This is a genomic window from Agrobacterium sp. NPDC090283 (assembly GCF_044769685.1).
In the GTDB taxonomy this organism is placed as follows: Bacteria; Pseudomonadota; Alphaproteobacteria; order Rhizobiales; family Rhizobiaceae; genus Agrobacterium.
This window is the reverse complement of sequence record NZ_JBIVYG010000031.1, coordinates 12,275-34,631: the sequence shown is the minus strand read 5'-3', so window position 1 is coordinate 34,631 and position 22,357 is coordinate 12,275. Positions and strand designations below refer to the sequence as shown.

Below are 22,357 nucleotides of genomic sequence, written 5' to 3'. Positions count from 1 at the left end.
CCCGCAAACTGCTCGTCATCGCAAACGCCATTCTCAGGGACAAAACCACATTCAAAACATCCTGAGAATAATATCCACCAATACAGTTGCCAGCCAGCCCAAGTCCTTGGGCTGAAAGGAGTCCTTATCCGCCGCGCAGACGCGCGTCGGCTGGATTCCTGTGACAAGCACAGGAATGAGGGGGAATTTGGGGGCAAGGCGAGAAAATCGTCTGCCGAGTGGCCTGAATGGTTCCAATCACGCGGAATGAAACTACGGCAGCGGTATTTATACCCTTTTATAGCGAAATTCGCATCATTTTACAGCAGCATCCGCACCGCCTCACGACGGCATCCGCACCGTATCCCGATACCGAAGCCGCTTGTCCCGTCAGACCCGCTCCAGCACCACGGCAATACCCTGCCCGACACCGATGCACATGGTGGCGAGCGCAAGCCGCTTGCCGGTCAGTGAAAGTTCAAGCGCCGCCGTGCCGGCAATGCGGGCTCCCGACATGCCGAGCGGATGACCGAGCGCGATCGCGCCGCCATTGGCATTCACCCGCGCATCGTCATCGGCAATGCCGAGCTGGCGAAGCGTCGCAAGGCCCTGGCTGGCGAAGGCCTCGTTCAGCTCGATCACGTCAAGCTGTTCCTGCTTCAGCCCGAGCCGTGCCAGGAGCTTGGCCGAAGCCGGGGCCGGGCCGATGCCCATGACGCGCGGCGGCACGCCGGCGGCGGCACCGCCGAGGATGCGGGCAATGGGAGTGAGGCCATATTTCTTCGCCGCTTCCGCCGAAGCGATAATGAGAGCCGCCGCGCCGTCATTGACACCAGACGCGTTGCCCGCCGTCACCGTCGCATCATCGCGCTTGTTCACCGGCTTCAACTTCGCCAGCGCTTCGAGACTGGTCGCGCGCGGATGTTCGTCTCTGGAGACAACAAGCGGATCGCCCTTGCGCTGCGGAATCGTCACCGAAACGATTTCCTTGTCGAGACGGCCATTGGCCTGCGCATCCGCCGCCTTCTGCTGGCTGCGCACGGCAAAGGCGTCCTGATCCTCCCGCGAGACCTGATAGTCAACCGCGACATTGTCGCCCGTTTCCGGCATGGAATCGACACCATATTGCGCCTTCATCAGCGGGTTGACGAAACGCCAGCCGATGGTGGTGTCATAGATTTCAGCATTGCGCGAGAAGGCGCTCTCGGCCTTGGGCAGAACGAAGGGCGCGCGGCTCATGCTTTCGACACCGCCGGCGATCATCAGTTCCGCCTCCCCGGATTTGACGGCGCGGGCGGCGGCAATGACGGCATCCATGCCCGAGCCGCACAGCCGGTTGATCGTGGTTCCCGTCACCGAGACGGGAAGGCCGGCAAGCAGCAGCGACATGCGCGCCACGTTTCGGTTATCCTCGCCCGCCTGATTGGCGCAGCCGAAGATCACATCCTCGACGGCTTCCCAGTCAACGGACGGGTTGCGCTCGACAAGCGCCTTCAGCGGCACCGCGCCGAGATCGTCGGCCCGCACGGAGGAGAGCGCGCCGCCGAAGCGGCCGATGGGTGTGCGGATATAATCGCAGATATAGGCTTCGGTCATCGGTGTTTCCTCAAAGTTCCGGTGCAACGAGATCGGTTACCGCACCATCCACACTGAGCGGCGCGCCGGTCATGGCCTGCAATTCCTCAAACGTCATCGCCGGCAGTTTTTCACGCAGCACGAAACGGCCGTCCACAACGTCGATGACAGCATGGCTGGTATAGATGCGGGTGATGCAGCCGACGCCGGTGAGCGGGAAAGCGCATTTCTCGACAAGCTTCGGTTCGCCGTTCTTTGTCACATGTTCGGTGATGACGAAGACCTGTTTTGCGCCATGCACCAGATCCATGGCCCCGCCAACGGCCGGCACGCCCTTGGAGCCGACGCGCCAATTGGCGAGATCGCCATTCTGCGCCACCTGATAGGCGCCGAGGATCGCCACATCGAGATGCCCGCCGCGCACGATGGCGAAGCTGTCGGCATGATGGAAAAAGGCGGCACCGGGTTTCAATGTGACGGCTTTCTTGCCGGCATTGATGAGGTTCCAGTCCTCTTCGCCTTCCGGCGGCGCCTCGCCGAAATTCAGGATACCGTTCTCGGTATGGAAAATCGCCTGACGGCCAGGCGGCTGGTAACGCGCCACCATTTCCGGAAAGCCGATGCCGAGATTGACGTAAGCGCCGTCTTCGATGTCCTGCGCCGCGCGCCACGCGATCTGGGCGTTGGAAAGCTTGATGTCTTCGCGGGTGTCGATGGTCTTTGTCATGCGTAGGCTACTCCCGCACGAATGAGGACTTCTTCCTGTTGCGGATCTGGGATTTCCACGACGCCGTTCACAAAAATGCCTGGCGTGACGACATGCTCCGGGTCGATCTCGCCGGCGGCGACGATCTTCGAGACCTGCGCGATGGTGGTCTTTGCGGCCATGCACATCAGCGGGTTAAAATTGCGCCCCGCCTTGTTGTAGGTGAGGTTGCCATAGGTATCGCCAAGCTCGGCCTTGACGATGGCGAAATCGGCTTTCAGCCAGCGTTCCTGCACGTAGGAGCGGCCGTCAAATTCCGCGATGACCTTGCCTTGCGCCAGTTCCGTGCCGAAACCGGTCGGGGTGTAGAAGGCCGGAATGCCCGCACCGCCAGCGCGGATGCGCTCGGCAAGCGTGCCCTGCGGCACCAGCTCCAGCTCGATTTCGCCGGCCAGATACCGGTCTGTAAAAGCGCGCGGATCGGAAGAGCGCGGGAAGGAGCAGATCATTTTTTTGACCATGCCCGCATCGATCATCGCGGCGATGCCGATACGGCCATTGCCGGCATTGTTGTTGATGACCGTCAAGTTCTTCGGGCCTTTGTCGATCAGTGCATGGATCAGCTCGATCGGCGCGCCGGAGCCGCCGAAACCGCCGATCATGATCGTCGCACCGTCACCGATACCGGCAAGCGCCTCTTCGGCGCTCTTGATTGTCTTGTCCATTTTCAAAACCTCCATCCAGCCAAGCGGATGGACCGGCAAGGCTGCGTGGCCATGAGGTAAAGCCGAAATTGCCTCGACGGCAAGAATTTTGTGCGTTATATGATTTTTGTTCGTATATCGCACAAATGGAGCTTGGGCATGGCCGTCAACGAAAGAGACATGATGGGCGGTCTCGCCAAGGGGTTGCGGGTCATCGAGGCTTTCAGCGCCGAGCGCCCGCGATTGTCCATTTCCGATGCGGCAGAGATCGCCGGACTGGACCGCGCCACGACGCGGCGCTGTCTGCTGACACTTTCGGAGCTTGGTTATGCCGCCTATGATGGCAAGTTCTTCACCGTCACGCCGAAAGTGCTGCGGCTTGGCACCGGCTGTCTGGCCACCATGCCGCTGCCGAAGATCGTCCAGCCGCTCATCGACCGTCTTTCGGAAGAGATCGGCCAGAGCACGTCGGTTTCGATTCTGGACGAGACCGAAATCGTTTATGTCGCCCGCGCCGCGCAACAGCGGGTCATGTCCATTGCGCTGATGCCGGGTTCGCGCCTGCCCGCCTATTGCACCTCAATGGGCCGCGTTCTTCTTTCCGCGCAGCCACCCGAGCGGCAGCGCGACATTCTCGAAGCCTCCCGGCTGGTTGCCCGCACGGAAAAGACGATCACCGACATGGACGCCCTGCTCGCCGAAATCGAAGTGACCGCTCATCGCGGTTATGCGCTGATCGATCAGGAAGTCGAAATCGGTCTTCGCTCCATCGCCGTGCCGCTGAAAAGCGTGCGTGGCCAGACGGTCGCCGCGCTCAATGTCGGGCTTGCAGCCTCGGTCGCCACGATGGAGGACCTGGTGGAGCGTTATCTGCCGGCGCTTCTTTCCGTTCAGCGGGAACTGGCGCGAATGCTGGTCTGAGACTGAGACGGTGTGAGCCGCCCGCCCATATCACCCATTTTGCGCTGTTCGGCGAGACGCCAGGCACGCGGCGTCATGCCGGTCTCACGCCTGAAGAAGCGGTTGAAATAGGCCGGATCGGCAAAACCCAACCCTTCGGCGATCATCTGCACGCTGGAAACCGTGAAGATCAGCTCCTGCTGGGCGATCTCGATCTGCCGCCGAGCGATCAGCCGCTGCAGGCTGAGGCCGGAAACCGAACGGACGAGCCGGTTGAGATGGGTTTCTGAAAGGCCGAGTTTCTTCGCGTAAAACCCGGCTTTTTGCGGCTCGCGGATATGGCGGGCAATCAGCGACAGCAACCGTTCGAAGCGCTGCTCGGCAAGGCCCTCGCCGCTTGTTTCCAGAAGCGGTCGCGCCGCCCGTGAAAGAAGCGCAACCACGGTGGCAAGCTGGCCTTCGATCATCGCATCGCGACCGATCTCGCGCGCCTCATATTCCGCGGAAATCCGTTCAAAGGCACTGCGCATACATTCTCCCTCGGCAAAATCCCGCAAGGGCAGAAGCACCGACTGCTGGAAATTCCGCAGCAAAAGCGCCTGCACCGACGCCGGCAGCGACCCCGGCAGCATTGTGACAATCACCCCGCCAATATCGCGGGAAAAACGGAAGCCATGTTCAAAACCCGGCGGCACGATGATGGCGACCGGCGGGCGGATCGGCTCGATGCGACCCTCCAGCAACGCATCACCCTCGCCGCCAAAAATGTACAAGATTTGCAGAAAGGCGGAGTGCCTGTGCAGGCCGATTTCAAAGCGGTGCAGGCTGCTTCGTGAAAAAAGCGTCTCGCAATGGAAGCGAAAATCGGTGCCTTGCAAGGCTTCCTCGCCATATAGCCCTTCATTGGCAGTCGCCCGCATCTCACCCCACTCCTCCGTCCGATGGTCGGATTGTGCAATTTACGGGCCGGAAAGTCCATTGAGCTTGCGACCCGCCTTGGTCAATTTCTTGACCGGAGACAAGTTCGGGAGGAAACAATGCGTACACAGGTCGTCATCATCGGCTCCGGCCCATCGGGGCTTCTGCTTGGCCAGCTTCTGGCGAGAGCCGGTGTCGAAACCGTCATTCTCGACCGGGTCAGCAAGGATTACATCCTTGGCCGTGTTCGCGCCGGCGTGCTGGAAGAAGGCACCGTGCAGCTGATGGAAAAGGTTGGCGCGGACAAGCGCCTGCACCGCGAGGGCCTGCCGCATGACGGTTTTTCGCTGACCTTCGACGGCCGCGACCACCGTATCGATCTCTTCGATCTGACGGGCGGCAAACGCGTGATGGTCTATGGCCAGACCGAGGTCACCCATGATCTGATGGATGTGCGCGAGGCGGCAAACCTTGTGACCATCTACGACGCCGGCAATGTCGAGCCGCATGATTTTGATGGCGCAAGCCCCTATGTCACCTATCAGAAAGACGGCGTAAACCACCGGATCGATTGCGATTTCATCGCCGGCTGCGATGGTTTCCACGGGGTCAGCCGCAAATCCGTGCCGGAAGGCGCAATCAAGGAATTCGAGAAGGTCTATCCCTTCGGCTGGCTCGGCATTCTCGCAGATGTGCCGCCGGTCAACCACGAACTCATCTATGTCAACCATCCGCGCGGTTTTGCCCTCTGTTCCATGCGCTCGCACACACGCAGCCGGTATTATATACAATGTTCACTGGATGACCGGCCGGGGGACTGGAGCGACGAGCGCTTCTGGGATGAAATCCGCCGCCGCCTGCCGGAAAACCATGCGGATGAAATGGTGACCGGCCCGTCCTTTGAAAAATCCATCGCGCCGCTCCGGTCCTTCGTCAGTGAGCCGATGCGGTTCGGACGGCTGTTTCTCGCGGGCGACGCCGCCCATATCGTGCCACCGACAGGCGCCAAGGGCCTGAACCTTGCCGCCAGCGACGTTCATTATCTGAGCGAAGCGCTGATCGAGTTTTATCGCGAAAAATCTGAAGCCGGCATCGATGCCTATTCGCAGAAGGCGCTTTCCCGCGTCTGGAAGGCCGTCCGCTTCTCGTGGTGGATGACGACGATGATGCATCGTTTTCCCGATACGGGAGATTTCGGCCAGCGCATTCAGGAAGCGGAGCTGGATTACCTCGTGCAATCGCGCGCCGCTTCCACGGCGCTCGCGGAGAATTATGTCGGGCTTCCCTATTAGGGGCTGCCCCAGACACGCGGCTTTTATCTCTACCGTTTCCACACCCGTCACCCCGGACCTGATCCGGGGTCCAGCGCGATCAAGTCCTTGATCGCAAAAGACTCTTTTCACGGCGCAGACGCGCCGTGGCTGGATTCCGGCTCAAGGCCGGAATGACGGAGGAGAGGTTCTCTGACTTTTCCCACTCTCATCCTCATCTCAAGAACCAGCCTCCGGCCTCCCATCCAACAGCTCACCCGCCGCCTCGCGAATAGCCTGCATCAGAAGCGAAAGCGGCAGGGACGGCTGCGTATCGGCGCGGACCGTCAGCCCCACCGGACCGCTGGTGTCGCCGGTTTCAACCGGCAGGATCGCCAGAATGCCGTCAGCCACATCCGCCGCCACCACACCTTCCGAGATGATCCAGATCGCATCGCTGGTGCGCAGGAAGGCGCGGCCGAAGGCATCCGACACTGTTTCGATGCGAATCGGCAGGGCCGGCACGCCGTTGGCGATCAGGAACTGCTCGACGACAGGGCCAATCACGGATTGCCGCGTCGGCATCAGCACCGGATATTCATGCAGGTGATCGAACACCGAAAGGCCGGGTGACAGCAGCGGGTGGCCGGCGCGCACCACGAAGCGCACCTTTTCCGAATAGAGATGCTCGAAAGAAAAACCCGCCATTTTCTGTGGCGCGGCGAGACGCCCAACGACAAGATCGAGATCGCCGACACGCAGCTGCTCCAGAAGCACGGCGTTTTCGCCCGTCACGATCTTCACCGGACTGCCGGTCTTTTCCGCCAGAAAACCGGCCATCGCCTGCGGCATGATCCGCACCGAAACCGTGGGCAGGGCGCCGACCCGGACGGGAGGACCGGCGCGCGCCGCCTCCTGCGAGACCGAATCGACCGCCTGGCGCAGCGCCGTCATAGTCGCACCGGCATGGCGCAGAAACACCTCGCCATAACGGCTGATGCGAATGCCGCGCCCCTCCCGGTCGAACAATGACACGCCGAGAATCTCTTCCAGTTCACGGATGGTCTTCGTCACCGCCGGCTGGCTGACATGCAGGATTTCGGCGGCGCGGATGACGCTTTTCTGCCGCGCCACCTCCACGAAAGTCTGCAGGTGGCGGAACTTGATACGCTGGTCGACCATCACTCATATAATCCAGTGGTTATGATTTTCATCGATAATGTCATTTTACTTAACCGGAACCGGCTTGCAATATTCTTCGCAGGAGGAGCATGCCATGCATTTTCTGCGCTGCGGCGAGACTGTGATCCATTATCGCGTCAAGGGATTGGACAGCGGCAAACCTGTAATCGCCTTCATCAATTCGCTCGGCACGGATTTCCGCATCTGGGATGCGGTCATCGAGGCGCTGGGCGATGACTATGCCTATGTGCTGCACGACAAGCGCGGCCATGGCCTTTCCGATATCGGGCACGCTCCCTATTCCATCGACGATCACGCCGGCGACCTGATTGCGTTACTCGATCATCTCGGCGTCAAAAGCGCCGTGATCTGGGGCCTGTCGGTCGGGGGACTGATTGCGCAGGGGCTTTATGCCCGGCGGCCCGATCTCGTCCGCGCTTTGGTGCTTAGCAACACCGCCCACAGGATCGGCACGGCCGAGATGTGGAATGCCCGCATCGACAAGATCGCCGCCGATGGCCTCGCCTCGCTGGTAGATCCCGTCATGGAGCGCTGGTTCACGCCCGCCTTCCGCCAGCCCGAGAATACCGCCTATGCCGGCGCGCGCAACATGCTCTCGCAACAGCCGGAAGCGGGTTACAGCGGCACCTGTGCCGCCATCCGCGATGCGGATTTTACCGAAGAGGCGGGACGCATCGCCGTGCCGGCGCTCTGTGTCGCGGGTGATCAGGATGGCTCCACCCCGCCGGAACTGGTGCAGTCGCTGGCGGGTATCATCCCCGCAAGCCGCTTCATCACCCTTGCCGGCTGCGGCCACATCCCCTGCCTTGAACAGCCGCTCGCCTACGCGCAGGCAGCCTCGATTTTTCTCAAGACCTTGCCGGAGCATTGACCGATGGCGGACCATATCGACAAAAACGAACGTTTCGAACAGGGCATGAAGACCCGCCGCTCGGTGCTGGGCGACGCCCATGTCGACCGGGCGCAGACCATGACGTCCGGCTTCGACCAGCCCTTCCAGCAGCTCATCACCGAGGCCGCCTGGGGCACGGTGTGGTCCGGCAATCACTGGACGAAGCGCGAGCGCTCGATGGTCACCATCGCCCTGCTCGCAGCACTCGGTCAGGATGAGGAACTGGCCATGCATGTGCGCGCCACCGTCAATACCGGCGCCACCGAAGCCGATATTCGCGAGGCGCTGCTGCATGTGGCGATCTATGCCGGCGTACCCGCCGCCAACCACGCTTTCAAGATCGCCAAGCTTGCCCTGGCCAGCATGAAGGCCGATAGTTCACTCGATAATTCTGGCGATGGGGAGGAGACGAAATGAGCAACCAGCCGCCTGAAACCGGGCCGTTCTTCGCGCGCAACCGCGATATCCATCCGCTGGCCTATGCGCCCGGCTACAAGACCTCGATCCTGCGTTCGCCGCAACGCGCGCTGATTTCGCTGGAAGGCACAAAAAGCGAGATCACCGGCCCCGTCTTCGGCCATGGCATGCTGAACCCGCTGGATAACGACCTCATCCTCAACTATGCCCGCCCCGGCGAAATGCCCATCGGCCCGCGCCTTCTGGTGCACGGCCGGGTGCTGGACGAGCGCGGCCGCGGTGTGGATGGCGCGCTGGTGGAGTTCTGGCAGGCCAATGCCGGCGGCCGCTACCGCCACAAGAAGGAAAGCTACCTTGCCGCCATCGATCCGAATTTCGGCGGCGTCGGCCGCACGATTACGGATGAGAACGGCTATTACTGGTTCAAGACCATCCAGCCCGGCGCTTACCCCTGGCCGAACGGCGTCAATGACTGGCGGCCGGCCCATATCCATTTCTCGGTCTTCGGCCACGGCTTTGCCCAGCGGCTGATCACCCAGATGTATTTCGAAGGCGACCCGCTGATCTGGAAATGTCCGATCGTCAAGACCATTCCGGACGAGGATGCGATCAGAAGACTGATCGCGCCGCTCGACATGAATGCGACGCTGCCGATGGACATGCTGGCCTATAAGTTCGATATCGTCCTGCGCGGCCGCCGCTCGACCCTTTTCGAAAACCGCATGGAGGGCAACTGACCATGGTTCAGCCGCTCAACTATTTCAAGGAAACCGCCTCGCAGACGGCAGGCCCCTATGTGCATATCGGCTGCACACCGAATTTCGTCGGCATCGAAGGTGTGTTCGAAAAGGATCTCGGTTCCGGTCCGCTTTATAACGACAAGGCCCGTGGCGAACGCATCAGCGTGCGCGGCACGGTTTATGACGGTGCCGGCATGGCCCTGAAGGACGCGCTGATCGAAATCTGGCAGGCGGATACCGACGGTTATTACAACAGCCCGAGCGAAACCCGCGGCAAGGCCGACCCGAACTTTATCGGCTGGGGCCGCTCGCCGGGTGACATGGATACCGGCGAATTCGTCTTCGAGACCATCAAGCCCGGCACGGTGCCGTTCCGCGATGGCCGGCCGATGGCGCCGCACATCACCTTCTGGATCGTCGCGCGCGGCATCAATATCGGCCTGCAGACCCGCATGTATTTCCCGGAGGAACAGGAGGCCAATACGGCCGACCCGGTTCTTGCCCGCATCGAGCAGAAAAGCCGCATCGCCACGCTTGTCGCCAAAAAGGAGGAAGGCAACGTCTATCGTTTCGATATCCGCCTTCAGGGCGAAGGCGAAACCGTATTTTTCGATATCTGAGCCCAACGGACAAGTGAAATGAGCCTTTCCCCCTTCGAGCATCCGTTTCTCTCAGGCCTTTTCGGCGATAGCGAGATCGTCGAGCTGTTTTCGGCAAAAGCGGATATCGACGCCATGATCCGCTTCGAGACGGCGCTCGCACAGGCGCAAGTGGGGACTGGCATCATCTCCGAGGATGTGGCGGAGGCGATCGTCTCAGGGCTTTCGGACTTTGCCGCCGATATGACCTCCCTTCGCCATGGCGTCGCGAAAGATGGCGTGGTGGTGCCTGAACTCGTGCGGCAGATGCGGGCAGCCGTCGCCGGCAAGGCGGCGGAAAAGGTGCATTTCGGCGCCACCAGCCAGGATGTCATCGATACCAGCCTGATGCTCCGGCTGAAGGCTGCGGCGGAGATCATCGCCGCACGGCTCGGCCATCTCATCGACACCCTGGGCGACCTCGCTTCCCGCGATGGCCACAACGCGCTCACCGGTTATACCCGCATGCAGGCCGCCATCGGCATCACGGTGGCCGACCGCGCGCCAAGCTGGATCGCGCCGCTTGAGCGCCACCTGCTCAGGCTCGAAACCTTCGCGCAGAACGGTTTTGCCCTGCAATTCGGCGGCGCAGCCGGCACGCTGGAAAAGCTCGGCGACAATGCCGGGGCCGTACGCGCCGATCTCGCCAAGCGGCTCGGCCTTGCCGACAGGCCGCAATGGCAGAGCCAGCGCGACGGCATTGCCGAATTCGCCAATCTGCTCTCGCTCATCACCGGCGCGTTCGGCAAGTTCGGGCAGGATATCGCGCTGATGGCCGAGCTCGGTACGGAAATCCGTCTCTCCGGCGGCGGCGGTTCTTCGGCCATGCCGCACAAGCAAAATCCGGTCAATGCCGAAACGCTGGTGGCGCTCGCCCGCTTCAATGCCGTGCAAATCTCCGCGCTGCACCAGTCGCTCGTGCATGAACAGGAGCGGTCCGGCGCGGGCTGGATGCTGGAATGGCTGTCGCTGCCGCAAATGGTGACGGCAACGGGTGCCGCGCTGCTGATCGCCGAGCGATTGGCGGCGCAGATAGACAGGCTGGGCACAGGCGAAAACTAGCCGCAAGTCCGGTTGATTTTATGTGCGGACAGGGTTTCCGGGCACTGCCGGGCGGCAGGCCGGAGGCGATGTGACGACGCGTGGAAAGCGCTTGCACTTCTTCGCATTAGTCATTGATAAAAAAGACTTTATCTAAAAATCCAGAGAGCGAAAAAACAGTGTCAAAGCTGTTTTTTAACCCGACATAGCGCTTGACACAAAAATGAACTAACTGGTACAAACATTACGATTAACACCATGCCGGCGAGGAAGGCTCAGAGCCTGTGGCGGCGGGAACGGATAAAAATGGAGGGCTTTGGCGCCGCAAGGTTCCAGAGCGATGCGGACAAGGCCAAACGCCTGTCCGGACCCGAACGGGTTGGGAGGAAGAATGTCTTACAGTCTCGATTTTTCGGCGGTCATAGAGCGTCTGCCCGAGCTGCTTTTGGCCTGTCTTGCGACAATCGGCCTGGCGATTGCCGGCATGTCGCTCGCCACCGTCATCGGCGTTCTGGGCGTCGTTGCCCGCCGTTCGCGCTTCAAGCTGCTGCGCGGGCTCGTCATCGGTTTTGTGGAAGCCATCCGCAACACGCCGTTTCTGGTGCAGATATTCTTCATCTTCTTCGCCCTGCCGCAGATCGGCATCAAGCTCAACCCGACGGTCACCGCCATCATCGCGCTGGCTTTGAACGGCGGCGCCTATGCGATTGAAATCATTCGCGGCGGGGTCGATTCCATTCCCAAGGGCCAGGTGGAGGCGGGGCTGGCGCTCGGGCTGCACCGCGCGCAGATCTTCCGCCACATCATCTTAAAGCCGGCGCTGCGGGCAGTTTATCCCTCGCTCACCAGCCAGTTCATCATGCTGACGCTGACCACCTCGGTCTGTACGTCGATCGCGGCTTACGAACTCACCTCGGTGGCGCAGAAGATCGAGGCGGATACGTTCCGGTCCTTCGAGGTCTATTTCTCGATCACCCTGCTTTATCTGGTCATTTCCTCGCTGATGATGGGCGTCTTCTCGCTCATCTCCCGCGCGTCCTTCAGCTATCCGGTCAAGTGAGGAAAAGACAATGGCATCCATCGGTCCCAACGAACTCTTCTTCCTGATGCAAGGCCTCAAATGGACCCTTGCCCTGACCATCATCGGCTTTATCGGCGGCGGTGTCTTCGGCCTTTGCGTGGCGCTTGCCCGCGTCGCGGACAGCCCGGCGATCCAGCGTGCCAGCACGGCTTACATCGCCGTCTTTCAGGGCACGCCGCTCCTGATGCAGCTTTTCGTGGTTTATTACGGCGTGGCACTTGCGGGCCTCAATGTCGATGCCTGGATTGCGGTCGCCATCGCCTTCACCCTGCATGCCAGCGCCTTTCTCGGTGAAATCTGGCGCGGCGGCATCCAGGCGGTGCCGAAAGGGCAGACGGAGGCCGCCAATGCGCTCGGCCTGCACTACGTCTCGCGCATGAAGGACGTGGTTCTGCCGCAGGCCTTCAAGATTTCGCTGCCGGCCACCATCGGTTTCCTCGTGCAGCTCATCAAGGGCACCTCGCTTGCGGCCATTGTCGGTTTCGTCGAACTGTCACGCGCCGGCCAGATCGTCTCCAACCAGACGTTTCGTCCGCTCACCGTCTTCGCCATCGTCGGCATCATCTATTTCCTGATCTGCTGGCCGCTTTCCCTGTGGGGCGCCGGCGTTGAAAAGCGGCTGCAGGCCGCGTCCCGCTAATTACCAAAAATCATCTCATCAGCTTTGTAAGGAGGAGCAAAAGATGAAAACCACCAACATGAAATTCTCACGCCGCGCCCTGCTCGCGCTCGCCGCGGCAACGGTTGCCCTGCCCTTCGTCGCACCGGTCGATGCTTTCGCCGGCACGGTGGAAGAAGCCAAGGCCAAGGGCAAGGTCGTCATCGGCATTCAGGGCGACAACTCGCCGTGGGGCTTTGTCAATTCCAGCGGCGTGCAGGATGGTCTCGATGCCGATATCGGCAAGGCCTTTGCCGACTATCTCGGCGTCAAGGTGGAATTCGTGCCGCTCGCCGTGGCCAACCGCATCCCGGCGCTTTTGACCGGCAAGGTCGACCTCTTGTTCGCGACCATGGGCATGACCGCCGAGCGCGCCAAGACCATTCAATACTCCAAGCCCTATGCCGGCAACGTGCTCTCCGTTTATGGCCCCAAGGACAAGAAGATTACCGGCTATGACGATCTGACCGGCGTTGCCGTCGGTGTGCCGAAGTCGAGCGCTATGGACACCTCGATCACGGCAGGCGCCGGCTCGAAAGCAAACATCCTGCGCTTCGACGATGATGCCGCCAATATTCAGGCACTCATCTCCGGTCAGGTCGAGGTCGTCGGCGGCAACCAGTTTTATGGTGACCGTCTGAACAAGGCCGCCGAAGGCAAATACGAGCCGAAATTCGATCTGACGACGCTTTATAACGGCGCCGGCACCCGCCCGGGTGAAAAGGACTGGAACGAAACCGTCAACGCCTTCCTCGACAAGATCAAGTCCGACGGCCAGCTCGCCAAGATCTACGACAAGTGGATGAAGCGCGAAGTTCCCGCTTTCCCGGACAGCCTGCCGGATATTCCTTTCACCGTGAAGTGAAGGATCGCACGAGGCTGAGATTGGGAGGAGTAACCAATGGGAATCTTTAAGAAAAACGCGACTTGGCGCACAGCCCTTGCAATCGGATTGGCAGCTTTGCTGCCAATCCTTTCGCCCGCAGGCGCAGAGGCCAGAACGCTGGAAGAGGCAAAATCCAGCGGCAAGATCGTGATCGGCATCCAGGGTGACAATGCGCCCTGGGGCTTCATCAATTCATCCGGCGTGCAGGAAGGCTACGATGCCGATCTGGCCAGGGGCTTTGCGGATTATCTCGGCCTGAAGGTGGAATTCGTGCCGCTTGCCGTCGCCAACCGCATTCCGTCGCTGCGCACCGGCAAGGTCGACGCCCTGTTCGCGTCGATGGGCATGACGCCGGAACGGGCCAAGAACGTACAATATGCGCAGCCTTACGCGCATAACGTCATGTCGGTTTATGCCACCAAGGACAAGAAGATCGCCAATTTCGACGATCTGACCGGAATGACCGTCGGCGCGCCGAAATCCAGCCCGATGGATACGGCCTTGACCGCCGGCGCGGGGACAAAAGCGAATATCCTGCGTTTCGATGATGACGCCGCCACGATCCAGGCGATCCTGTCGGGCCAGATCGAGGCGATCGGCGGCAACCAGTTTTATGGAGACCGTCTCGCGGCGGCCGGCGGCAAGGATTACGAGGTGAAGTTCGACCTCGTCACCCTCTATAACAGCGCCGCCACGCGCCCGGGTGAAAAGGACTGGAACGAGGCGCTCAACGCCTGGCTCGACAAGGCCAAGGCCAATGGCGACCTCGCAAAAGTCTATGCCAAATGGATGAAGCGCCCGGTTCCGGACTTCCCGGCCTCGCTTCCCGACATTCCCTACACCATCAACTAAACGCCGCTGCAAAGCATGAAGGAAAGTTCCATGTCGCAATCCTCCGCCGCACAGGCTCCGCTGATCGCCCTTGAAGGGGTTGGAAAGTGGTATGGAGCCTTCCATGCGCTTAAAGGCGTCAACATGACGGTTCGCAAGGGCGAGAAGATCGTTCTTTGCGGCCCGTCCGGTTCGGGAAAGTCCACCCTCATCCGCTGTATCAACCATCTGGAGGAAATCCAGGAGGGCAAGATCACTGTCGAGGGAACCACCCTGTCGGATTCCAGCCGCGCCATCGATGCGGTTCGCCGCGAAGTGGGCATGGTGTTCCAGAGCTTCAACCTCTTCCCGCACAAGACCATCATGGAAAACTGCACCCTCGCCCCCATGCGGGTGAAGGGTCTTTCCAAGGCCGATGCGGAGGCGACGGCCCGCAAATATCTGGAGCGCGTGCGCATTCTCAACCAGGCCGACAAGTACCCGGCACAGCTTTCCGGCGGCCAGCAGCAGCGTGCGGCGATTGCCCGGGCACTGTGCATGGAACCGAAGGCCATGCTGTTCGACGAGCCGACCTCGGCGCTCGACCCGGAAATGGTGAAAGAAGTGCTCGACACCATGATCGGCCTTGCCCGCGACGGCATGACGATGATCTGCGTGACCCATGAAATGGGTTTCGCCCGGCAGGTGGCCGACCGCGTGGTCTTCATGTCAGAAGGCGAGATCATCGAGGAAGGCCCGCCGGACGAGTTCTTCCGCGACCCCAAGCACCAGCGCACGCGCACGTTCCTCGGCGAAATTCTCGCCCACCACTGAGGCTCGCCCTCAGTCCTCGGACTTGGGCGACTTCCCGGCATACGCGACGTCATCCTCGGGCTTGCCCCGAGGATCCATGAATTTCAGCGGATGACAGATCCTCGGGTCAGGCCCGAGGATGACGACGGAGAGGTTTCAGCACCTCGCCAGCAACCCGATTGGGAGGCCATGCCTGCCCCGAACCGACGAACGACATGTGATCATGACAGAAAAAACCTCCTACAAGGTCGGCCTGATAGGCGCCGACATCCAGCTTTCCAAATCGCCCGCGCTGCACATGCGCGAGGGCGCGGCCCATGGCCTCGACTATTCCTACGAGCTTGTGGATGTCACCGCCCGCAAACTGCCGCAGAGCGCCCTTCCCGCTCTTCTCGACGAGCTGGAGACACGCGGTTTTGCCGGCACGAACATCACCCATCCCTTCAAGCAGGCCGTTATTCCGCATCTGCATGAACTCTCCGACGATGCCCGCATGCTGGGCGCGGTCAACACCGTTGTCTTCCGGGATGGCCGCCGCGTCGGCCACAATACCGACTGGTACGGCTTTTACGAAAGCTTCGTGCGCGGCCTGCCGGATGCGAAGCGCGAGCGGGCGCTTCTGGTCGGCGCGGGTGGGGCCGGCGTTGCGGTGGCCCATGCCGCGTTGAAGCTCGATATTATCAGGCTCGATATCTTCGATCGGGATTTTCCAAGAGCCGAACGTCTCGCCGACGAGCTCAATGCCCGTTTTGGCGAAGGCCGCGCCGTCGCGGTCAAGGACCCGGCCGACTCGCTGCCCTTTGCCGATGGTCTGATCCATGCCACGCCGATGGGCATGCCCGCCCATCCCGGCATGCCGGTTGCGGCCGATCTCATCGAAAAGCAGCACTGGGTGGCCGATATCGTCTATATGCCGCTGGTGACCGAGCTTCTGGCGACCGCGGCCCGCAAAGGGTGCCAAACCCTGCCCGGCGGCGGCATGACCGTGTTTCAGGCCGTCGGCGCATTCCGCCTCTTCTGCGGCCGCGAGCCGGATGCGAAGCGCATGACGGCGCATTTTACCGAACTTTGCATGGCGGAGGGCGTGGCATGAGCCTTTTTACGATCCTGAACGGTCCGAACCTCAATTTGCTCGGCCAGCGCCAGCCGGAAATCTACGGCTACGAGACGCTCACCGATGTCGAGGCCGATTGCCGTGCAATTGCCGAAGCCGCCGGCCACGAGCTGTTTTTTGCCCAGAGCAACCGGGAATATGAGCTGATCGACTGGATCCACGAAGCCCGCGGCAAGTCCGCGGGCATTGTCATCAATCCCGGCGCCTTCACCCACACCTCGGTGGCGATCCTCGATGCGCTGAACGCCTTCGAGGCACCGGTCATCGAGGTCCATATCTCCAACATCCACAAACGCGAGGTCTTCCGGCACCATTCCTATGTGTCGACCCGTGCCGAAGGCGTGATTGCCGGTCTCGGCATCGAAGGTTACGGGGTGGCGCTACGCCACCTCATCAACCGTCTTTCCCGATCCGCGTAATATGCTCGGGCTTCAGCACATAGCGCAGCAACATCTCCGCTACATGCGCGGACAGCGCTTCCTGGCCTGCCTCACTGAAAAGCGTATCGCCAAAATTGAACGAAAAAGTTTCCGTGTTCGAGACGTTGTAAAAAGACAGTGCGCTGATCTGCCAATGCAGTTCAAGAGCGTCCAGCCCGGGCCGGAACAGGCCGGCATCCTGCCCGCGCTTCAATATTCGGCGCATGATCTCGATGGCCGGCCGGTTGACGTTGCGGATCGCTTCCGAAACCCGGATATGCCTGCCGTGGTGAATATTTTCCGTCATGACCATGCGGACGAAAGCGGGGTTGCGGCGATGATGCTCGAAGGTGAACCGACAGAGTTTCTCGAGTGCGGCAACCGGCTCCAGATCATCCAGCTCAAGGTTGCCTTCACCACCGCGCACCTGCGCATAGGCCTCCTCCAGCACGCGCTTGTAGAGGCCTTCCTTGTCGCCGAAATAATAATAGATCATGCGCTTGGACGTGCGCGTGCGCGCCGCGATCTCATCGATGCGCGCGCCGGAGAGGCCGTTCTGCGAAAACTCCTCCATGGCGACGGAAAGAATGTCGCGGCGAACCCCTTCCGGATCGCGCTTCGCCTGCCGGCTTTCTCGGGTTGCGTTCGAAGTCGCGCTTTTGGTCATCATCCATTCCATCGATGCGGCGGCGGCCTTGAGGTCACGCCCTGCTTATTAACCAATTAGTACATAAGGCTGAAAAGGAAGGCAATATGGCGAGCTATGACACAGGAAGACACGGCATGCCAATGCGCACATCCATTGCAACCGTGTCGATCAGCGGCGAGTTCCCCGAAAAGCTGGCGGCCATCGCCAAGGCCGGCTTTTCCGGCGTGGAGATTTTCGAGAATGATTTCCTGACCTACGACGCCTCCCCGCGCGAGGTGAAGGCGCTGGCCGCCGATCATGGTCTCGATATCACCCTCTTTCAGCCGTTCCGCGATTTCGAGGGCATGCCGGAACCGCACCGGACCCGCGCCTTTGAGCGCGCCCAGCGCAAATTCGACATCATGGGCGAACTCGGCACCGATCTGATGCTGATCTGTTCCAATGTCTCGCCGGTCTCGCTCGGCGGCATCGACCGCGCGGCGGCCGATTTCCATCAGCTTGGTGAACTCGCCGCAAAACACGGCGTGCGCGTCGGTTACGAGGCGCTGGCCTGGGGCCGCCATATCAGCGATCACCGTGATGCCTGGGAGGTGGTGCGCCGTGCCGATCACGCCAATGTCGGCATCATCCTCGACAGTTTCCACACGCTGTCGCGCAAGATCGATCCCAATTCGATCCGCTCCATTCCCGGCGACAAGATCTTCATCGTGCAGCTGGCCGATGCGCCGCTGATCGACATGGACCTGCTCTACTGGAGCCGCCACTTCCGCAACATGCCGGGCGAAGGCGATCTGCCTGTCGTGGATTTCATGCGCGCCGTGGCCGCGACCGGCTATAGCGGGCCGCTGTCCTTGGAAATCTTCAACGACCAGTTCCGCGGCGGCTCGGCCCGGCTGCTGGCCGAAGATGGCCACCGTTCGCTGATCAACCTCATGGACCAGGTGCGGCGTCTTGAACCCGATATCCGCATCGACGTGCCCGCCATGCCGGAACGGGTTGAGACGCAGGGCGTGGAATTCGTCGAATTCACCACGGCACCGGAGGAAAAGGCCAATCTGGAAGCGCTGCTCGCCACGCTTGGTTTTGAAAAATCGGCGCACCACCGCAATCGCACGGTCGATCTTTATACGCAGGGCGATATCCGCATCGTCATCAATACCAGCGATGACGGCGACAGTTTTGCCGGTGCTTCCTATTCGATCCACGGCACCAATGCCTATGCCTTCGGACTGAAGGTCGATGATGCCAAAGCGGCGCTGGCGCGGGCCGAAGCGCTCGGCGCACCAACCTTCGCGGAACCGCGCAAGACGGGTGAAGTCGCCGTTCCCGCCATTCAGGGCGTGGGCAATGGCGTCATCTATTTCCTCGATGCCTCACCGGCGCTCGCCTCCATCTGGGACAAGGAATTCGTCTCCACGGGTAGCCCGAAAGCACAGGGTGATGCGGGACTGACGCGCATCGATCATCTCGCGCAAACAACGCATTATGATGAAATGCTGACCTGGCTTCTGTTCTACACCTCGCTGTTTGCCTCCCGCCGCACGCCGATGGTGGATGTGGTCGATCCGGGCGGGCTGGTGCGCAGCCAGGCGATTGAAAGCGTGCCCTCACCGCATTTCCGCCTCACCATGAACGGAGCCGACAACCGCAAGACCTTCGCCGGCAAATTCCTGGCCGAAGGTTTCGGCACCAGTATCCAGCACATCGCCTTTGCCACCGACGATATTTTCGCCACGGCCAGGGCGATGCAGGCGCGCGGCTTCCAGGCCCTGCCGATTTCGCGCAATTATTACGACGATCTGGAAGCCCGATTCGGGCTGGAGCCGGAATTTTCCGATGCGCTGAGGGCTGCGAGCATTCTTTATGACCGCGATGACAATGGCGAATATTTCCAGATCTACAGCCGCACCTTCGGTGAGGGTTTCTTTTTCGAGATCATCGAAAGGCGTGGCGCTTACGGCGGTTATGGCGCCATGAACGCCCCCTTCCGCATCGCCGCGCAACGACGCCTTGCACCGCCGGTTGGCATGCCGAAGGACTAAGCCCCGGCAGCGAAATCCGATCGGGCCGCAGCCGGCATAAATGCCGCTGCGGCCCGTTTTCGTTCAAGCCAAGGTCGTTATTTCATAATCGCGTGGAATGGCGGAGGTCGCTGTGAACCAGACAGATGCCCGTGTCCGCTGCTGATGAAAATCAAAGGCAGGACGATCGGCAAAAAGCTCCTCCACCCGCCAGACCAGCGGATCGTGGGTCTGGGACACCTCGAAAGAAATGCAACCGGGTTCCGCTCTGGTCAGGCGAATATGGTCGGGAAGATGGGTTTCCACAAGCTGGATATCCTCCACCGATGCGCAACGCAGGAAGCCGGATAATCTGACCGCGCCCGTTCTATTCGTCATGTTCGGTATCCTTGTTGAATTATTGTTTATCCGCCTGTGACACGGGCAACGATACAATCGTCTTCCATTGCGACATCGCGATAAAATTTGCCCGCTTATCCTTCCGCCGTCATCCTCTCCTTCCGCCGTCATCCTCGGGCTTGACCCGAGGATCCATCGACTTCAACGGGTTATGGATCCTCGGGTCAAGCCCGAGGATGACGGCGACCATATCGGAGCCATCACCTATCTTCGACACTCGCCGACCGGCAACAGTCTTCCCGACAATAAACCCTGAAGAAGCGCGGTACGCGCCCCGCACATTCAGGCACACCCGCGCTCAATAAAAATGCACTTGCGCATTTGTAGAGCAGTACACAAAAATTGTTCAACACTCTGGACATGATTGTTCTGTTTTGTTAGCTTTTTCGGCAAAACAAGGGTGGGGAATAAAGTTTCATGCGCATCGTCGAATCTGCGGCCGACGCAAATTGTCCTGATGGTAGCTGCGAGGTTGCCAGCGGTGCTTCGGCGGCACCGCGGGTTTTGTATTGTCGGACGCCGGGCAAGGCGCTTTCCGCTGGCAAAGCGGCCTGAAACATGCAGTCCCTCGTGACATTCCCGTCCTGTCCGCATGGCACCGCCCGGCGCATGCCTGCCCGTGACCTTTTCCCCCTTTCCATTTCAGATGACTGCGCCAGAATTGCCGCGCAGACCATGCCGGAGACGATGATATGACTGCCGCAAACGCAAACGCCCTCCTGTCCGTCGAAGGCCTGAGCGTCGAGTTTGGTAACAGCCGCGTCGTGGACGATATTTCCTTCCGCGTCGAGCCCGGCCGCACGGTTGCGATCGTCGGTGAATCCGGATCGGGAAAATCGGTCACCTCGCTCTCCACCATGCGCCTTGCGGATATGATGGGTGCGACCTACCCCACCGGCAAAATCCTGTTTGAAGGCAAGGACTTGCTGAAGGCTTCGCAGAAAGAGATGCGCTCGATCCGCGGCAAGGAGATCGCCATGATTTTCCAGGAGCCGATGACCTCGCTCAATCCCGTCTTCACCATCGGCGACCAGATCTGCGAAGTGCTTGTTTTGCATGAGAAGCTCGGCAAGACGGCTGCCATGGCGCAAGCCCGCGAGCTGCTCGAAATGGTGCGCCTGCCCGATGCGGCCGAGCTTCTGAAGCGTTATCCTCACCAGCTTTCCGGCGGTATGCGCCAGCGGGTGATGATCGCCATGGCGCTCGCCTGCCGGCCGAAGCTTCTGATCGCCGACGAGCCGACGACGGCGCTGGATGTCACCATTCAGGCGCAGATCCTCAACATCATGCGCGATCTTCAGAAGAAGCTCGGCATGGGCATGGTCTTCATCACCCATGATATGGGCGTGGTGGCGGAAATGGCCGATGACGTCGTTGTCATGTGGAAGGGCAAGAAGGTCGAGGAAGGTCCCGTGAAGGATATCTTCGCCAACCCGCAGCACCCTTACACACGTGCCCTGCTTTCCGCCGTGCCGCGCCTCGGCAGCATGGAAGGTGAAGAGTTTCCCAAGCGCCTGCCGCTCACCGTGTTGCAGGATGGCCAGCCAGTCGTGGTCGGCGAAGAGCGTGTGCAAAACACCGCGAAATATGACGCCAAGCCGCTATTGTCGGTGAAGGACCTGTTCGTGCGCTTCGATATCCGCAAGAACCTGTTCGGCAAGGCGACGCACCGTTGCAGCGCGGTGCAGAAGGTGAGCTTCGACATTCATGCCGGCGAGACGCTGGCGCTGGTGGGCGAATCCGGGTCGGGCAAATCCACCATCGGCCGCACCATCCAGCAGCTGCAAACGGCCGTATCAGGTGAGATTGCCTTTAATGGCCGCAGCTATTCGCAGATGTCGGCGGCAGAGCGGTTCCGCATGCGCCAGGAAGTGCAATATATTTTCCAGGATCCCTTCGCCTCGCTCGATCCGCGCAAGACGGTCGGGTTCTCGATTGCCGAGCCAATCAACACCCATGGTTTGATCAATGATCAGAAGGCCGTAAAGCGGCGGGTGGATGAATTGCTGGAGCGTGTGGGCCTCGGCTCCGAACATGCCGCGCGTTATCCGCACGAGTTTTCCGGCGGCCAGCGCCAGCGCGTCTGCATTGCCCGCGCGCTTGCCTCCGATCCGAAGCTCATCATCGCCGATGAGGCTCTGTCGGCGCTCGATGTCTCCATTCAGGCGCAGATCATCAATCTGTTCATGGATTTGCAGGCCGAGCGTGGCCTCGCTTATCTCTTCATCAGCCATGACATGGCTGTCGTGGAAAAGATGAGCCATCGCGTCGCCGTGCTTTATCTCGGCCAGATCATGGAAATGGGTAGCCGCCGGCAGGTCTTCGAAACACCGATGCATGATTATACCCGCCGCCTGCTTTCGGCCGTGCCGGTTGCCGATCCGACCATCGAGCGCCGCATCCCCATGCTCGAGGGCGAGATTCCCAATCCCGTGCGCCGTGTCGGCGACGAGCGAGCCGTTCTCGCCCATGAGGAAATCAATCCGGGCCACTTCATCGCGAAGAGCGCCTGAATAACAACCAGAACCGCAACCATCTGAAGAG

The 22,357-nt window shown here is 60.7% G+C and carries 23 protein-coding genes; 16 read left to right on the top strand and 7 right to left on the bottom strand.

Going from position 1 to position 22,357, the window contains the following annotated elements:
• Nucleotides 1-369: 369 nt before the first annotated feature.
• From pcaF to ACIQUH_RS26870, 3 genes are read right to left on the bottom strand one after another with little or no spacing between them, the layout of a single operon-like run.
• Nucleotides 370-1,575: a 3-oxoadipyl-CoA thiolase gene (gene pcaF / locus ACIQUH_RS26880; RefSeq protein ID WP_400821033.1), complete on the bottom strand. Its 1,206-nt coding sequence runs from the start codon at nt 1,573-1,575 to the stop codon at nt 370-372.
• A 10-nt stretch (nt 1,576-1,585) separates the two neighbouring features.
• On the bottom strand, nt 1,586-2,281 hold the full coding sequence (locus ACIQUH_RS26875) for a CoA transferase subunit B (protein WP_400821031.1): 696 nt from the start codon (nt 2,279-2,281) through the stop codon (nt 1,586-1,588).
• Nucleotides 2,278-2,985, bottom strand: coding sequence for a 3-oxoacid CoA-transferase subunit A (locus ACIQUH_RS26870; protein ID WP_400821029.1), 708 nt, complete (start codon nt 2,983-2,985; stop codon nt 2,278-2,280). Before ACIQUH_RS26870 ends, ACIQUH_RS26875 begins: the two co-directional genes overlap by 4 nt.
• A gap of 138 nt (nt 2,986-3,123) precedes the next feature.
• On the opposite strand from ACIQUH_RS26870, the gene ACIQUH_RS26865 reads away from it, so the two are divergent.
• Nucleotides 3,124-3,885: an IclR family transcriptional regulator gene (locus ACIQUH_RS26865; RefSeq protein ID WP_400821026.1), complete on the top strand. Its 762-nt coding sequence runs from the start codon at nt 3,124-3,126 to the stop codon at nt 3,883-3,885.
• Here the strand turns inward: ACIQUH_RS26865 and ACIQUH_RS26860 are convergent.
• Nucleotides 3,855-4,784 carry a helix-turn-helix domain-containing protein gene (locus ACIQUH_RS26860; RefSeq protein ID WP_400821024.1) on the bottom strand — a complete coding sequence of 310 codons (930 nt, stop codon included), beginning with the start codon at nt 4,782-4,784 and terminating at the stop codon, nt 3,855-3,857. The two genes, ACIQUH_RS26865 and ACIQUH_RS26860, sit on opposite strands and share 31 nt — an antisense overlap.
• 117 nt (nt 4,785-4,901) lie before the next feature.
• On the opposite strand from ACIQUH_RS26860, the gene pobA reads away from it, so the two are divergent.
• Nucleotides 4,902-6,074, top strand: a complete 1,173-nt coding sequence (pobA, locus tag ACIQUH_RS26855) for a 4-hydroxybenzoate 3-monooxygenase (protein ID WP_400821022.1) — start codon at nt 4,902-4,904, stop codon at nt 6,072-6,074.
• 198 nt (nt 6,075-6,272) lie between these two features.
• Here pobA and pcaQ read toward each other — a convergent pair whose 3' ends face one another.
• Nucleotides 6,273-7,214, bottom strand: a complete 942-nt coding sequence (pcaQ, locus tag ACIQUH_RS26850; RefSeq protein WP_400821043.1) for a pca operon transcription factor PcaQ — start codon at nt 7,212-7,214, stop codon at nt 6,273-6,275.
• 94 nt (nt 7,215-7,308) lie between these two features.
• Between pcaQ and pcaD the strand changes: the two genes are divergently transcribed.
• The 12 genes from pcaD (at nt 7,309) to aroQ (ending at nt 16,744) form a co-directional block, all read left to right on the top strand.
• Nucleotides 7,309-8,106 carry a 3-oxoadipate enol-lactonase gene (pcaD, locus tag ACIQUH_RS26845; RefSeq protein ID WP_400821020.1) on the top strand — a complete coding sequence of 266 codons (798 nt, stop codon included), beginning with the start codon at nt 7,309-7,311 and terminating at the stop codon, nt 8,104-8,106.
• 3 nt (nt 8,107-8,109) lie between these two features.
• Complete coding sequence (gene pcaC / locus ACIQUH_RS26840; protein WP_400821017.1) at nt 8,110-8,544, top strand: 4-carboxymuconolactone decarboxylase; 435 nt, start codon at nt 8,110-8,112, stop codon at nt 8,542-8,544.
• Complete coding sequence (gene pcaH / locus ACIQUH_RS26835) at nt 8,541-9,281, top strand: protocatechuate 3,4-dioxygenase subunit beta (RefSeq protein ID WP_400821014.1); 741 nt, start codon at nt 8,541-8,543, stop codon at nt 9,279-9,281. Before pcaC ends, pcaH begins: the two co-directional genes overlap by 4 nt.
• A gap of 2 nt (nt 9,282-9,283) precedes the next feature.
• The gene (gene pcaG / locus ACIQUH_RS26830; RefSeq protein WP_400821012.1) at nt 9,284-9,904 is read left to right on the top strand and encodes a protocatechuate 3,4-dioxygenase subunit alpha; all 621 of its coding nucleotides are present in this window, start codon (nt 9,284-9,286) and stop codon (nt 9,902-9,904) included.
• Between the two features lie 18 nt (nt 9,905-9,922).
• Complete coding sequence (locus ACIQUH_RS26825; protein ID WP_400821009.1) at nt 9,923-10,984, top strand: 3-carboxy-cis,cis-muconate cycloisomerase; 1,062 nt, start codon at nt 9,923-9,925, stop codon at nt 10,982-10,984.
• A 370-nt stretch (nt 10,985-11,354) separates the two neighbouring features.
• Nucleotides 11,355-12,023, top strand: coding sequence for an amino acid ABC transporter permease (locus tag ACIQUH_RS26820; RefSeq protein ID WP_400821006.1), 669 nt, complete (start codon nt 11,355-11,357; stop codon nt 12,021-12,023).
• A gap of 10 nt (nt 12,024-12,033) precedes the next feature.
• On the top strand, nt 12,034-12,684 hold the full coding sequence (locus ACIQUH_RS26815; protein WP_400821003.1) for an amino acid ABC transporter permease: 651 nt from the start codon (nt 12,034-12,036) through the stop codon (nt 12,682-12,684).
• Nucleotides 12,685-12,727: 43 nt separating this feature from the next.
• Nucleotides 12,728-13,567, top strand: coding sequence for a transporter substrate-binding domain-containing protein (locus ACIQUH_RS26810; RefSeq protein ID WP_400821001.1), 840 nt, complete (start codon nt 12,728-12,730; stop codon nt 13,565-13,567).
• A 36-nt stretch (nt 13,568-13,603) separates the two neighbouring features.
• Nucleotides 13,604-14,440 (top strand): transporter substrate-binding domain-containing protein, encoded by an 837-nt coding sequence (locus ACIQUH_RS26805; RefSeq protein ID WP_400820999.1) that lies wholly within the window; start codon nt 13,604-13,606, stop codon nt 14,438-14,440.
• Between the two features lie 30 nt (nt 14,441-14,470).
• Complete coding sequence (locus tag ACIQUH_RS26800; protein ID WP_045021640.1) at nt 14,471-15,232, top strand: amino acid ABC transporter ATP-binding protein; 762 nt, start codon at nt 14,471-14,473, stop codon at nt 15,230-15,232.
• 202 nt (nt 15,233-15,434) lie between these two features.
• Nucleotides 15,435-16,304, top strand: coding sequence for a shikimate dehydrogenase (locus ACIQUH_RS26795; RefSeq protein WP_400820997.1), 870 nt, complete (start codon nt 15,435-15,437; stop codon nt 16,302-16,304).
• A complete protein-coding gene (gene aroQ, locus ACIQUH_RS26790) occupies nt 16,301-16,744 on the top strand; it encodes a type II 3-dehydroquinate dehydratase (RefSeq protein WP_400820994.1) in 444 nt (147 codons plus the stop codon). Before ACIQUH_RS26795 ends, aroQ begins: the two co-directional genes overlap by 4 nt.
• On the opposite strand, the gene ACIQUH_RS26785 is transcribed toward aroQ, so the two are convergent.
• The gene (locus ACIQUH_RS26785) at nt 16,719-17,411 is read right to left on the bottom strand and encodes a TetR/AcrR family transcriptional regulator (RefSeq protein ID WP_400821040.1); all 693 of its coding nucleotides are present in this window, start codon (nt 17,409-17,411) and stop codon (nt 16,719-16,721) included. The genes aroQ and ACIQUH_RS26785 overlap by 26 nt on opposite strands.
• Before the next feature lie 122 nt (nt 17,412-17,533).
• Between ACIQUH_RS26785 and ACIQUH_RS26780 the strand changes: the two genes are divergently transcribed.
• Nucleotides 17,534-19,435, top strand: coding sequence for a bifunctional sugar phosphate isomerase/epimerase/4-hydroxyphenylpyruvate dioxygenase family protein (locus ACIQUH_RS26780; protein ID WP_400821038.1), 1,902 nt, complete (start codon nt 17,534-17,536; stop codon nt 19,433-19,435).
• A 63-nt stretch (nt 19,436-19,498) separates the two neighbouring features.
• Here the strand turns inward: ACIQUH_RS26780 and ACIQUH_RS26775 are convergent, their stop codons facing one another.
• Nucleotides 19,499-19,792, bottom strand: coding sequence for a putative quinol monooxygenase (locus tag ACIQUH_RS26775; protein WP_400820992.1), 294 nt, complete (start codon nt 19,790-19,792; stop codon nt 19,499-19,501).
• A 713-nt stretch (nt 19,793-20,505) separates the two neighbouring features.
• Between ACIQUH_RS26775 and ACIQUH_RS26770 the strand changes: the two genes are divergently transcribed.
• On the top strand, nt 20,506-22,326 hold the full coding sequence (locus ACIQUH_RS26770) for an ABC transporter ATP-binding protein (protein ID WP_400820989.1): 1,821 nt from the start codon (nt 20,506-20,508) through the stop codon (nt 22,324-22,326).
• The last annotated feature ends 31 nt before the right edge of the window (nt 22,327-22,357 follow it).